Annotated in this window: 15 protein-coding genes and 1 other annotated feature; of the genes, 12 read left to right on the top strand and 3 right to left on the bottom strand. The window is 34.8% G+C overall.

Annotation, left to right across the window (positions count from 1 at the left end):
* Positions 1–60: 60 nt before the first annotated feature.
* The gene (locus MHH42_RS16550; protein ID WP_070173522.1) at positions 61–309 is read left to right on the top strand and encodes a GlsB/YeaQ/YmgE family stress response membrane protein; all 249 of its coding nucleotides are present in this window, start codon (positions 61–63) and stop codon (positions 307–309) included.
* 63 nt (positions 310–372) lie between these two features.
* A complete protein-coding gene (locus tag MHH42_RS16545) occupies positions 373–1,494 on the top strand; it encodes an AI-2E family transporter (protein ID WP_340893625.1) in 1,122 nt (373 codons plus the stop codon).
* Between the two features lie 28 nt (positions 1,495–1,522).
* Here the strand turns inward: MHH42_RS16545 and MHH42_RS16540 are convergent, their stop codons facing one another.
* A complete protein-coding gene (locus MHH42_RS16540; protein WP_340893624.1) occupies positions 1,523–2,680 on the bottom strand; it encodes a 1-deoxy-D-xylulose-5-phosphate reductoisomerase in 1,158 nt (385 codons plus the stop codon).
* A gap of 135 nt (positions 2,681–2,815) precedes the next feature.
* Positions 2,816–3,023, top strand: a binding site (T-box leader).
* A gap of 50 nt (positions 3,024–3,073) precedes the next feature.
* On the opposite strand from MHH42_RS16540, the gene MHH42_RS16535 reads away from it, so the two are divergent.
* From MHH42_RS16535 to MHH42_RS16510, 6 genes are all read left to right on the top strand, one after another.
* The gene (locus MHH42_RS16535; protein WP_070173521.1) at positions 3,074–4,072 is read left to right on the top strand and encodes a tryptophan--tRNA ligase; all 999 of its coding nucleotides are present in this window, start codon (positions 3,074–3,076) and stop codon (positions 4,070–4,072) included.
* Between the two features lie 221 nt (positions 4,073–4,293).
* Positions 4,294–4,857 carry a maltose acetyltransferase domain-containing protein gene (locus MHH42_RS16530; RefSeq protein ID WP_070173520.1) on the top strand — a complete coding sequence of 188 codons (564 nt, stop codon included), beginning with the start codon at positions 4,294–4,296 and terminating at the stop codon, positions 4,855–4,857.
* Positions 4,858–4,926: 69 nt separating this feature from the next.
* On the top strand, positions 4,927–6,120 hold the full coding sequence (locus MHH42_RS16525; protein ID WP_070173519.1) for an MFS transporter: 1,194 nt from the start codon (positions 4,927–4,929) through the stop codon (positions 6,118–6,120).
* Positions 6,121–6,242: 122 nt separating this feature from the next.
* Complete coding sequence (locus tag MHH42_RS16520; protein WP_016108816.1) at positions 6,243–7,283, top strand: ROK family transcriptional regulator; 1,041 nt, start codon at positions 6,243–6,245, stop codon at positions 7,281–7,283.
* A 46-nt stretch (positions 7,284–7,329) separates the two neighbouring features.
* The gene (locus MHH42_RS16515; RefSeq protein ID WP_001217527.1) at positions 7,330–7,710 is read left to right on the top strand and encodes a VOC family protein; all 381 of its coding nucleotides are present in this window, start codon (positions 7,330–7,332) and stop codon (positions 7,708–7,710) included.
* A 99-nt stretch (positions 7,711–7,809) separates the two neighbouring features.
* The gene (locus tag MHH42_RS16510) at positions 7,810–8,064 is read left to right on the top strand and encodes a YbeF family protein (RefSeq protein WP_000004285.1); all 255 of its coding nucleotides are present in this window, start codon (positions 7,810–7,812) and stop codon (positions 8,062–8,064) included.
* Between the two features lie 132 nt (positions 8,065–8,196).
* On the opposite strand, the gene MHH42_RS16505 is transcribed toward MHH42_RS16510, so the two are convergent.
* On the bottom strand, positions 8,197–8,646 hold the full coding sequence (locus MHH42_RS16505) for an NUDIX hydrolase (RefSeq protein ID WP_000540494.1): 450 nt from the start codon (positions 8,644–8,646) through the stop codon (positions 8,197–8,199).
* A gap of 17 nt (positions 8,647–8,663) precedes the next feature.
* Entirely contained in the window at positions 8,664–9,503 is an 840-nt protein-coding gene (locus MHH42_RS16500; RefSeq protein WP_000355436.1) for a DUF2785 domain-containing protein, read from the bottom strand.
* 123 nt (positions 9,504–9,626) lie between these two features.
* On the opposite strand from MHH42_RS16500, the gene MHH42_RS16495 reads away from it, so the two are divergent.
* The 4 genes from MHH42_RS16495 to MHH42_RS16480 all read left to right on the top strand — a co-directional run bounded on the left by MHH42_RS16495 (position 9,627) and on the right by MHH42_RS16480 (position 13,345).
* The gene (locus MHH42_RS16495; protein WP_097837329.1) at positions 9,627–10,349 is read left to right on the top strand and encodes an N-acetyltransferase; all 723 of its coding nucleotides are present in this window, start codon (positions 9,627–9,629) and stop codon (positions 10,347–10,349) included.
* A 179-nt stretch (positions 10,350–10,528) separates the two neighbouring features.
* Positions 10,529–11,551, top strand: a complete 1,023-nt coding sequence (locus MHH42_RS16490; protein ID WP_000437654.1) for a tyrosine-protein phosphatase — start codon at positions 10,529–10,531, stop codon at positions 11,549–11,551.
* A 90-nt stretch (positions 11,552–11,641) separates the two neighbouring features.
* Positions 11,642–12,586 carry a phosphotransferase family protein gene (locus tag MHH42_RS16485; RefSeq protein ID WP_000831898.1) on the top strand — a complete coding sequence of 315 codons (945 nt, stop codon included), beginning with the start codon at positions 11,642–11,644 and terminating at the stop codon, positions 12,584–12,586.
* A gap of 48 nt (positions 12,587–12,634) precedes the next feature.
* Positions 12,635–13,345: a YjjG family noncanonical pyrimidine nucleotidase gene (locus tag MHH42_RS16480; protein WP_000876835.1), complete on the top strand. Its 711-nt coding sequence runs from the start codon at positions 12,635–12,637 to the stop codon at positions 13,343–13,345.
* The last annotated feature ends 202 nt before the right edge of the window (positions 13,346–13,547 follow it).

Here is a 13,547-nt window from a genome sequence, read left to right as displayed (position 1 = left end):
AAGAGTTTTGCTACTCTTGTATTTGAGCATACAGACTATAATAGAAATGGAGGACTAAAGATGGGATGGATTATCACATTAATAGTTGGTGCTATTATAGGTGCAGTTGCTAGTTCTATAACAGGTAAAAATTTCCCAGGCGGTATGCTCGGAAATATTATCGCAGGTTTATTAGGTGCTTCGTTAGGTGGTAGATTATTTGGATCTTTTGGGCCATCATTTGGTGGAATTCATGTCGTGCCAGCATTATTAGGAGCAATCGTATTAATTCTTATTGTATCATTTGTAGTGAAAGCTGCAAGGAAATAAAGATATAGATAATGATGAAAAGCCCTGAGTAAGGGCTTTTCATCATTCAAAGAGGTGGTTTCATTGGAAAAAGTAAATATAAGAAAAAGAGACAAGTTAAAAAAGTTTTTTAGGGAACAAAATTATTTAGCAGTGTTACTTGGATTTGCATTATTGTTCATTAACATATTATTGCTAACAAAAATTTCTTTCGTTTTTACTCCGTTTATCGTCTTTTTAAAAACAATATTCTTCCCGGTATTATTAGCCGGAGTGCTATTTTATATCTTGCACCCATTCGTTTCACTTTTAGAAAAGAAAGGTGTTTCAAGAATCGTATCGATAGCCTCGATATATTTAATAGTACTAGGATTATTTGTGTTTTTAGTTGTAACGGTTATCCCTATTATTAAAGATCAAATTGATGCATTAATAGATAACTTACCGTATTTCGGTCATGAAATCGAACGAGCAGCACGTAGATTTGGGGAAAGTAATTTACTTGGTAAAATTCAGGAGAATTTAAATATTGATGTAGCGAATATAGTAAAAGACTATACAGTTGATTTTACAAAGTCATTATCATCAGTAACTGGAAATGTAACTGGATTTTTAAGTACACTTACAGAAGTTGTTTTAACCTTTGTCATGGTTCCGTTTATATTGTTCTATCTATTAAAAGATGGTGAACAACTACCGAATCACTTTTTGAAGTGTATTTCAGAGCAAAGACAACCGGCAGCAATGAGAATACTAGATGATATGCATTATGCGATTAGTTCGTATATAAGAGGGCAAATTATCGTTAGCTTGTTTATCGGTATCATGCTATTAATTGGCTATCTTATTATTGGTATTAAATATGCGGTATTACTTGCTATTTTAGCGATGATTGTAAATATCGTTCCGTACGTAGGTCCAGTTATTGCAATAACTCCAGCGTTAATTATCGCATTTATTGACTCGCCAGGAATGGTTTTAAAGGTAATTATCGTTATGATGGTTGTGCAATTAGCAGAAGGTAAGTTTATCTCCCCGCAAGTAATGGGGAAAAAGCTAGATATCCATCCGATTACAATAATCTTTATCATTTTAACTGCTGGTAATTTATTCGGTATTATGGGGATAGTTTTAGCAATTCCAGGATATGCGATATTAAAAGTGTTAGTTACACATGGTTATAGATTTGTAAAATTGAATACGTAAAAAAAGAGCTAAAACAGAGAAAACTGTTTTAGCTCTTTTTTATTAATAATTGATTTGCGTATTGGCGTGCCCATTGATCAGCTTCTAATATAGCATCGAGTGAAGGATCTTTTACGTTATGATGAGCTTCAACTGTATTGTAAATTGTTTTTTCGATATCAAAAAATGCAATTTCATTTTTAAGAAATAGTGCATTTGCAATTTCGTTCGCTGCATTTAATACGGCTGGAGTTGTACCGCCAATTTTGCCACATTCAAATGCGTATTGTAGACAGGGGAACTTCTCTAAATTTGGTTTTTCAAAATGCAAACTACCAATTTCTAATAAATTTAATTTTTCATAGGATGAAGGTAGTCGAGTAGGGCAGTGAAACGCATATTGAATCGGCATTCTCATATCAGGAGCACCGAGTTGTGCCATGACTGATCCATCAATAAATTCCACTAAAGAGTGAATGATACTTTCTTTATGAATCATAACATCAATTTTTTTATAAGGAATATCGAACAGCCATTTAGCTTCCATCACTTCAAACCCTTTATTCATTAACGTGGCAGAATCTATCGTTAGTTTTGCTCCCATTAACCAGTTTGGGTGTTTTAAAGCATCTTTCGCTTGTAATGTTTTCATTTCTTCACGTGTTTTATCACGAAAAGCGCCGCCAGAAGCTGTGACAATTAACTTCTCAATCTCTTTATTATTTTCTCCGTTTAAACATTGGAAAATAGCTGAATGCTCACTATCGACTGGAATTAGGCGGCATCCGTTTTGTTTCGCTAGTTCAGTTACGATATGACCAGCGGCAACTAAAGTTTCTTTGTTAGCGATGGCGATATCTTTCTTCGCCTTTAATGCTTCAATTGTTGGGAGTAAACCTGAAACACCGACAACTGAACTTAATACAAGATTTGTATCAGGATGGGTAGATACTTCATTTAAACCATCAGTTCCATATGTAATTTTTGTATTTGTTGAAATACGAGAACGTAATGTGTCCGCTAATTCTTTTGTCGCTACGCTTACAATACGAGGCTGAAACGATTCAATTTGTTTTTCGAGAAGATCGATATTATAATTTGCGGTTAAACCGACGATTTTAAAATGTTCAGGATGAGCGGAAACGACATCTAATGCAGATGTGCCAATGGATCCTGTTGAACCTAAAATGGATATATATTTTACCATGAAAAAACCTCCAAAGTTGTTTCGATTACTTCTGCAAACCTATATATTATTAGACAATTAAGGTGGAAATTCCTGCTATATAAAACAGAAAATTAGGGTTTAATTGGAAAGGGAATGTGATAAACTGTAAAAAACGAAAAAGCAATGAAAGAGAAGAGTACATGTTCAAAACTTTTCAGAGAGCTGATATGTGGTGGGAATCAGTAAGGGATGAATATGGAATGGGCTCTGGAGCTTCTAACTGAAATGAGTAGGTAAAGACGGTTACTTCACGTTATTGAAGTATGAAGTGAGCTAATGATAGCTAATAAAGGTGGTACCGCGGGAGTCTCTCGTCCTTTTTAAGGATGAGAGACTCTTTTTGTTTTTTATTTTGAGAAAGGAGGAGTTAGTATGAGCGAAAAAATAATGTTAACAGGAATTAAACCAACGGGTTATCCGCATTTAGGAAATTATATTGGTGCAATTAAACCTGCATTGCAAATGTCAAAAAATAATGAAGGAAAAGCATTGTACTTTATAGCTGATTATCATGCGTTAAATGCAGTGCATGATCCAGAGAAGTTCAGTAGTTATACAAAAGAGGTAGCAGCTACATGGTTATCACTCGGACTTGGAGAAGATGTTATTTTCTATCGACAAACAGAAGTGCCAGAGATTTTGGAATTAGCTTGGATATTAGCTTGTCTAACTCCGAAAGGGCTTATGAATCGTGCCCATGCATATAAAGCGAAGGTAGAGCAAAATAAAGAAGCGGGATTAGAAATTGATGCAGGTGTGAATATGGGGTTATATACGTACCCGATTTTAATGGCGGCTGATATATTATTATTTCAAGCTACTCATGTACCTGTTGGAAAAGATCAAATTCAGCATATTGAAATTGCTCGTGATATTGCGACGTATTTTAATCATACATTTGGCATGACATTTTCGCTTCCAGAGTATGTAGTGCAAGAAGAAGGGGCAATTTTACCTGGTCTTGATGGAAGAAAAATGAGTAAAAGTTATGGGAATGTTATCCCGTTATTTGCAGAGCGAGAAAAACTACGAAAGCTTATTTTAAAAATAAAAACAGATTCTTCACTTCCAAATGAACCGAAAGAACTAGAAACGTTATTTACAATCTATAAAGAATTTGCGACAAAAGATGAAATTCAGTCAATGCGTGAAAAATATGAAACTGGAATCGGATGGGGCGATGTAAAAAAAGAGTTATTTCGCGTTGTAGATCGTGAGTTAGCAGGACCTCGGGAAAAATACGCAACGTATATGAATGAACCGCATTTACTATATGAAGCGTTAGAAAAAGGTGCTGAGAGGGCAGGGACTATTGCGAAGGTGAATTTGGTGGAAATTAAAAAACGGATTGGATTTGAGAGGGAACGTTAAGCGTTCCCTTGTTTTTTCTATATGAATTTTAATTATTTATTCGTTATATCTACATGCAAAATGAGGAATTCGCATCGTCTTTCTAAATTTATTAATTGCACATTTTAAAAAGTATGTTAATATAGGGGTACTTATTAAAGGTGTTTAATAAGTGTAATTAAAGTCACTTATTAAAGAGGTTTAATAAGTGGAGCTCATTTGATTACAAAGGAGATGATTCTATGAAAACGGAAAAAGAAAAGATGTTGGCGGGAGAAATGTATATTGCGGATGACGAAGAATTAGTGGCTGATAGGGTGGAGGCAAAACGTTTAACACGCCTTTATAACGAGGCAATGGAGACAGGAGATGAACAACGTTTTACGTTATTAAATCAGCTTTTAGGTTCTTCAGCTGATGGGAAAACCCACATTAATCCTGATTTTCGTTGTGATTACGGTTACAATATCCATGTTGGAAAGAGCTTTTTCGCAAATTTTAATTGTGTGATTTTAGATGTTTGTGAAGTTCGAATCGGTGATAATTGTATGTTTGCACCTGGTGTTCACATTTACACTGCTACGCATCCGTTGCATCCAGTAGAACGGAATTCTGGCAAAGAATATGGGAAACCTGTAAAGATTGGTAACAATGTTTGGGTTGGCGGGGGAGCTATAATTAACCCTGGTATTTCAATTGGAGACAAGGCTGTAATTGCTTCAGGAGCAGTTGTGACAAAAGATGTACCTAGTAATGTAGTTGTTGGTGGTAACCCAGCCAAAGTTATGAAAATGATAGACTTATAGAAATCGTTTTTCACGGATGCTTGAATAAACTGGTGTCGTATCGTATAGACAATGTGAAAGGTGTTTCATATGAAGAAAAATAGTGCGGGCAATCATACAAAGACATTACTTGCCTCTCGAAACGCTCTTTTTCTCTTATTTGCTTTGCCAGGTGTCGCGTTTGCTACATGGATTTCTAGAACAGCAGCGGCGCGAGATATTTTAGCAGTTTCAAATGCAGAAATGGGCTGGATTTTGTTCGGTTTATCTGTCGGTTCAATAATTGGTTTACTGAGTGCAAGTCATTTTATTGACTGTAAGGGAGCTAGAGACGTTATTATAGGCAGTATGTTTTTAATAATTGTTGGATTACTTTGTTTAGGTATTAATATTTATTTTGTTTCTAGCATAGGGACTTTTGGTAGCTTGCTAGTATTTGGAGTAGGATATGGGTTGGCAGAAGTCTCATTGAATGTAGAAGGCTCTTCAATAGAGCAGAAATTAGGAATGACACTTCTACCGAAATTCCACGGTTTTTTTAGCGTAGGAACTTTAGTAGGCGCGCTCAGTGGCACTGTCGCCGCCTCGCTTCACATCCCAATCCTGTATCAGTTTCTTGCGATTTCGGCCGTGTTTTTATTACTTGTATGTATGGTGTATCGTTATCTTCCGCACGGAACAGGAAAGAAAGAGAAATCGCAGAACAAAAAGCGAGCGAAGCGTACTTCCTTACGTATGGAAAAAAAGGTGCTTTTAATTGGTCTTTTTGTGTTTGGAATGGCATTTGCAGAAGGAAGTGCAAATGATTGGCTGCCTATCGTGATGGTAGATGGACATCAGCAAAGTGTAGTGACAGGTTCTATTATGTACACAATTTTTGTATTGGCAATGACGTTAGCTCGTATGTGTAGTAGTTATTTCCTTGATCGATTCGGTCGTGTCGCTGTCGTACGTGCTACTATTATGGTGGCGATTATAGGAATTTTAATCGTAATATTTGGGAGTAACTCGTATTTTCTAGCAGTTGGTGTAGTGCTGTGGGGGATTGGTGCGGCGTTAGGTTTCCCAATTGGTCTTTCTGCTGCTGGAGATGATCGTGAAAATGCGACTTCTAATGTTGCTGCAGTTTCTATCATCGGTTATACAGCTTTTTTAGTCGGACCGCCATTTTTAGGTATACTAGGGGAATCATTCGGAATACGTAATGCCTTGCTAGCTGTTTTATTATTTGTTCTCTTATCTGGAATTGTATCGTCTGTTACGAGAGAGAATAAATCGAGCTAAACAAGGGGTGCATGCAGTGGAAATATATCATCTCTATTGCTTTAGAAAATGATGTGTGATATATTGTCAACGCAACTTATTAAAAGTGTTTAATAAGTATGTTGATTAAGGTGGTGAGCGATTTGAGTGAACAATTTGTTACTCAAAAATCGATTAAAGAGACGATCCTTCGCGGCATTCGTACAGCTCTTTTAGAGCGAGGTAGTGCAACGAAAGTTGAACTTAGTAATACATTAGAAATCAGTTTTCCAACGATAAGTAAATTTATAGAAAATATGAAACAAGACGGTGAAGTCACTTTAGTCGGTTTAGATGATTCAAGTGGTGGAAGAAGAGCGAAACGATATGCTTATAATCCGGAATATATGTTAGGTTTAGCGATATTTTTAGAAAAAAATGAGACAAACTATACGATTTTTAACTGTTTAGGGGAAGTAAAAGAAAAAGGAAGTACTTCAAGTGTATTAATTGATACTGGCGTAAACCTATTATCTAAACATATTGAAAGTCTTATCGCTACATTCCCGAAAATAAGCTCTATATCAATTGGTGTGCCCGGTTCGGTAGATAATGGTCGTATTTTTTATATACCTGGTTATGAAAAGTTCCAAAATTTTAATTTAAAAAGTCATTTGGAGAATCTGTTCTCTATACCTGTAGTAATAGAGAACGATATGAATGCCGCAGTGCTTGGTTATTATAAAAACACTGGAAACCATGACAATTCCTCTCTTGTATATTTGTATTCAGGTCAAAATGGTCCAGGTGCGGGTATTATGATAAATGGGGATGTAGTCCGAGGAAGTACATTTTTCTCGGGAGAGATATCTTTCGTTCCGCAGTATGATAATAAAAATTTCTTACAAGCTTTGAGAAGTGGAGATGAAGTGAGAGATTCGAATAATCCAGAGGAATATAATATAGATGCTATTACTCGATTAATTTCTACATGTATAGCTATTATTAATCCACATGCGTTTATTTTCTGTGATGATGAAGTGAATCAATTTGTAATAGATCAAATTGTAAAAAGTTGTCCACAGTACATTCCGGCGGAACATATTCCGAAAATAACAGTAAGCGATTGGAAAGAAGATTATTTATATGGATTAAAAAGCCTTGGACTTGATCTTATGATTACAAGAACAAGCAAAGAAAATTAAATATCAAATTGTTGGTTGAATACCATAAAAAGAAAAGGTGTCGATTATGAGAATTGAACATGTAGCAATTTGGGTGAATGATTTAGAAGGCATGCGTGATTTCTATAAACAGTACTTCAATGGTGAAGCGAATGTATTGTATCACAATCCGAAAAAAAAGTTTGAATCTTACTTTATAACTTTTGAAGGTGGTGCGCGTCTAGAACTTATGAGACAGGTAGGGATAGACGATGTAATAAAAAAACAAACAGTAGGATATGCGCATATGGCATTTTCTGTAGGTAGCAAAGAAAAAGTAGACCAATTAACGGATAGGTTAAGAGAAGCAGGATATCCTCTGTTAAATGGCCCACGCACTACAGGAGATGGTTATTATGAAAGTGTAGTAAGTGATCCTGAAGGAAATCAGATCGAGATAACAATCTAACATTTTATTTACTAATAACGAATAAAAAATATAAAACTTTGTTGTTCCCCAAAATGTTTAAGAGAAAGCTATTATTTCTTCAGAAAGGGGGACATAACATTGAGTGAGTCAATTTTTATTTTCTGTATATATCCATTGCTTATTTGTATGTTTTCAATAGCTGTGACATATAAAATAGGTACATTTTACGCGATGCCAATGGTAACATTTCTTATTTTTCTTATGTTCAATGTTACATTGTACGATCCATCATTTTTCTTTTGGGTGGGCATGTATACTGTTTTTTCATTCATTATTTCTTATATAACTATTTTATTTGTAAAGGGATATAAAGCTGTAGAAAAAGAACGTTAAATCATCTAATTATTTTTTGGGGAAATAGGGATTTACGGTGAACGATAACAACCTCATTTCACGTTGTAATGACGAGAAATGAGGTTGTTATATTTTTATATAAAATATAAGGTACTTATTTTGTAATGTTTTTTAATTAGAGTGCTGAAACTCTTTAATAATCCGCTCAATGACTGGATGAAGAGTAATAGGCAACCTATCAAGCGGAAAAAAGCGTAATTCTTTTGACTCAGCTTGATCACATATAAGTTCACCGTGGAATTCTCGGCAAATATAAATAACGAGTACACCGTGTACTTGATCGCCGTTTGGATAGATTTGAAAAAAATCTGGTCCTGAGTATGTACGGAACAGTTCTGGATTTTTAATGATAAGCCCAGTTTCTTCAAATACTTCTCGTTTTAAAGCATCTTCTAACGTCTCGTTATATTCTAAGGCACCACCAATAATACCCCAACGGTTAAAGTCTGTTCGGAGCTGTAGTAATACTTCATTTTTCTCATTTAATATAATGGCGTGTGAGCCTATTAATATAAGTGGATGATTTCCTACTAGATTTCTTACGTCTTCAATATAACCCATAATTTTTCTCCTTGTATTTAATAATAGTTTGGAAGTTCTTTTAACATTTTTTCTGTTTTACGTGCTGTATAGGCTAAGTTATGATCATCTTTTGTTCTAAAAAATAATGTACGTAAAAAGGTTTTAATGTTGGCACATAAAATACAATACTCATTAAGCGAAAGGCGTTTTCTAATTTGAGGAAGCCTTTTTATTTTTTTATAAATAATTGAAATTAACTCATCTTGCTGGAAGTCATGATACAGCATGGATATTAATGGCGTAACAATACGCTCATCTTCGTTATTATGAAAAATATCAGATGGAATGAAGATTTTATTTAATAAACAATGAATGAGCTCTTCATACCACTCAAAAGTCGTATGTGAATTATGAACAATTTCAGTGAAAGCATCAGATACGTGGGCGATACAATGAGCCCATCCTTTATTTTCGATATATCCTCGAAAGTCCATTTCTAAGTTTGTATATGTAATAAGTTTATTTTTTATCTCTTCAATATCCTCTTCTGTAAAAAAGTAGTGAGAGTTAGCGAATTGAAGTATTAACGCAATTAAAGAAACAGTGTAAGAACGTGTGAAAACCCCATCTGTATGTGGGGAGTAAATGTCACAATATAAATACTCATCACTTAAACATGTTTGCAACAGTAATTTCAGCTGATCGTCCATAAGGAATTCATGATGAATGAAATGCGCAAAACATTTATATATAAGTTGGTAACGAACGTAACTATCAGTCGTTCCGATGTACTGAAGCATGTTCAAAGTTAACTCATTTACATTTATATGATGCAGTTGCGTATAGTCATTTTGTTGTATAAGCTCTAACTGTTGTTGCAATGCTGTAATATCCAATGGAGAACCTCCTCCGCACTTTAAAGATGCGATCTTTTCTAGTATTCTATATATTCAAGGACAATCCTGCTCATGCAAGGAGAACCATTAGAAATTCGAGTATGACATAGATGAGGGAAGAATATGACGACAATAGAACAGTTAGAAAAACATTTTAAAATAAGAAGAAGTGCTTCTTCTATCATGATAAAAGAAAATAATGCAGAGGCTTTTACAGAAAAGCAATTAAAAGAGATCATGCAATATTGCGTTGCTGAGGCTGAAAAAGAGGGGGTAGAAAAATTACATTTTGAGATCTCTTCAAAAAGTCCAAATTATGATGTGTATAAGAAATGTTTTGAAACGTATTCATTTGAATATGTTACTGAAAACATGATTGTATTTAAGGATATATATGAAGTAGAAGATGTAGAAAGTGAAATTGATTTTAAGCTGATTGAAGAAGTAGGAGAGGATACTTTTTATTCTTTTTGGAACGAAATGACGGAAGAACAAGTCGACTATAATCAATTTGTACATATGATGGAACAAGAAATTGGTGAGCAATGGAAAGAACATTGTTTAACAGCAGTTGCAAGCGAAGAGCCAATAGGAATTGTAATCCCGCATATTGAGAAAGGTACGTTAGAAGAAGGGAAACTTATGTATTTCGTAATGGCTCCAAATATGCGAAATAAAGGGTACGAAGCAGCATTCTTTACAGGTGCAATGTTTGTCTTAAAGGAAATAGGTGCATCTTATTATATTGGCGAGACAAATGTACAAAATGAGTGGATGAAGGATGTTTTTGGGAAGAATGGATGTCAGCTGCTTAGTTCTACTGAGCGATATGTGAGGAAGTTTTAGGAGGATGAATGATGTACTCTCTCGAACTCATTTCGAGGCAATCCGTGTACAAATTATGAACAAGTAAAAGAACTTTTTGCCTGTTTGTAAGATAAAAAGAAAAATGAGAACGACAAAGTAGATATTCCTATAATACAATAGAGAAAGATTCGATTATAAGAGAAAGCGTTGGTGAAAGAATGGAGCAGCAAGAAAATTGGCTACAAGCAACTGTAGAACGAAATGAAGATAATATGTTACATATAAAGTGGGAAAATAATATAGAAGAAGTACGCATTTATTGGAGTACTTCACCAGATTATATTGAAGAAAATGGAGAATTACTTGTAACTGTAAACGGGGAATCATCATGCACTATTGAAAACCCGAGTGAAAATGAACGCCCATATTTTAGACTAGTAGGAAATAATGGACAAGCAGTGACAGTAGCTGAGCGTAGATTGCCACTACAAGGAGCGTTTAACTTCCGTGATATGGGAGGATATGAAACGACAGAAGGCCGTAAAGTAAAATGGGGCAAATTGTACCGTTCTGAAGAATTAGCGGGACTAACAGAGTGGGATATTGCGTATTTACAGAAGTCTGGATTAAAGTTAATCTGTGATTATCGTACAGACTTTGAAGTGAAGCATAAGCCAAATCCAGAGATTACAGGTGCTCGTCAAGTATGCTTACCAGTTATGCAAGACTTGGCGAAAGACTTAAATATAAATGAGTTTTTCCAAGTTGGTGACCTTTCTCTGTTGGGGAAACCAGGTGAATATCTTGTGAAAATGAACCAAGATTTCGTAAGTGGTAACGAGGCGTTCGTGAGCTTCTTACAACTTGCACAAAATCCGGAAAACTTACCATTAGTAAACCACTGTACAGCTGGAAAAGACCGTACTGGATTTGGATCAGCATTATTACTACTTCTATTAGGTGTGCCAGAAAAAACAGTAATGGAAGATTATTTACTAAGTAACGGTTTCCGTGAAAAATTAAATGAAAAAATGATGGCCTTTTTAGGTGCAAAACTACAAAACGATGAGAGTAGAGCGATATTAGGTGCAATGTTTGAAGCACGCGCCGAATATTTACAAGCTGCGATTGATGGAATCCATAAGCAATACGGATCAGTTGAAGCATACGCTGAAAAAGCTCTTGGCTTTACGAAAGAGTCGTTAGAGGAAATGAAAATGTTATTGTTAGAAGAAAAATAAGAAGAAGGGAGGCTGATTTGGATTAGCCTCCTTTTATTATTATTGCTATAATTTTGTTTATGAGGATGTTGTGCACCGAGGAGAAAATGGATGAAAAGAACTTACGAATCGGGGGATAAAATGATCCATACACGTTTAAAAGCAGAGGAGTTAAGGGAAAGTTTAACAACAATATTAAGTCAAGAATATAAGGAATTAGCTGTGCAGGATTTAAAGGTGATTGGAACGGGAGTGCAAAATATTGTTTTTCGCGGAGATTCAGGAAAGGGACCTTTAGCATTTCGAGTGCCGTGGGAAAGAGAAGTAGAAAATATAAATGAAGATTTATTTAATAGTCGGATTTCGTTGCAAAAGGAAGCAGAGCTTTCTAAGTATTGTCATTCAAAAAGTATTCCAGTACCAAGTATACACAGATTGCATCTTTCTACCGAACTTGATTTTTTAATATCGGATTATGTGGCTACGGATCATATGCCAATTTCGGCATACGAAATAGGGAAGTTAGTCAGCAAGCTTCATAGTATGCCAATTGAAGGTTTACATTACGAGCAGAATATTAAAGAGCCAATTAGTAAGTATATAGCGGAACGCATTGTGAAACGAGTAGAAGGTTTTAATACAATTACGAATTGTGGTATTAAACTTCCAGATGCACAAACAATTGAACATATTCTTAGTACAGCTAATCATGTAAAGTGTTTATTACATATGGACATTCGACCAGCCAATTTAATTGGGTATAATGGAGAAGTTAAAGCAATAGTTGATTGGGATAACGCTTTAATTGGTCATCCGTTATTGGAGCTTATGAGAATAGCTGAAACAAATGAGGTTAGTTGGGATGAATTTAAAGATGGATATAAGAATGATAGTATCTTTAATGCTACCCCTCATATTGTTAATTTATTTTATAGACTAGATACAGCGGTCATGCTAGCAAACTTATTTATAGCACATTTGAAAATAAAGGATAAAGGTGTATTCTATAAAGAGCGAGTCAAAGCACTTTATAATGAAATATATAAAAGTTTATAATGAAGCTATGAAAATGAAGTTTTGAAAATAGGAATTGAGGAGAACATCATGAAATACAACGTTATATTATTCGACGTAGACGATACATTATTAGATTTCCCTGAAACGGAAAGAAACGCATTACATAACGCGTTTGTACAGTTCGGCATGCCTACAGGGTATAATGATTATCTTGCAAGTTATAAAGAGATTAGTAATGGGTTATGGAGAGATTTAGAGAATAAAATGATTACGCTAAGTGAATTAGCGGTAGATCGATTTAGACAATTATTTGCACTTCATCATATAGAAGTAGATGCGCAGCAATTTAGTGATGTATACCTTGAAAACTTAGGGAAAGAAATACATCTTATTGAAGGTGCAGTGCAATTATGTGAAAATCTACAAGATTGCAAGCTAGGTATTATTACGAATGGATATACGAAGGTGCAACAATCGAGAATTGGAAATTCGCCTTTACGTAACTTCTTTGAACATATTATTATTTCTGAAGAAGTGGGGCATCAAAAACCAGCACGTGAGATTTTTGATTATGCGTTTGAAAAGTTTGGGATTACGGATAAATCAAGTGTACTAATGGTTGGAGATTCGCTAACTTCTGATATGAAAGGCGGAGAAGATTACGGCATTGATACGTGTTGGTATAATCCGAGTTTGAAAGAAAATATGACGGGTGTTAAGCCGACTTATGAAGTGGAGAGTCTGCTACAAATTTTAGAAATTGGGGAAGTGGCGGAAGAAAAGGTAGCTTCATTTTAATTGTGCTGATATTTGTCGAAAAATCGATATATTGAAAAAATCGTTGATATATTGTAAGTTGTGATAGATATATTAGAAAAATCGTTGATATATTGTAAGTTGCGATAGATATATTGAAAAAATCGTTGATATATTGTAAGTTACGATAGATATATTAGAAAAATCGCTCATATAAGTTCATATACTAAGATATAGAATAAAA

Origin of the sequence: Bacillus sp. FSL L8-0099 (assembly GCF_038006385.1) — a bacterium.
Classification (GTDB): domain Bacteria; phylum Bacillota; class Bacilli; order Bacillales; family Bacillaceae_G; genus Bacillus_A; species Bacillus_A toyonensis.
This window is presented reverse-complemented; position numbering and strand designations above follow the sequence as displayed.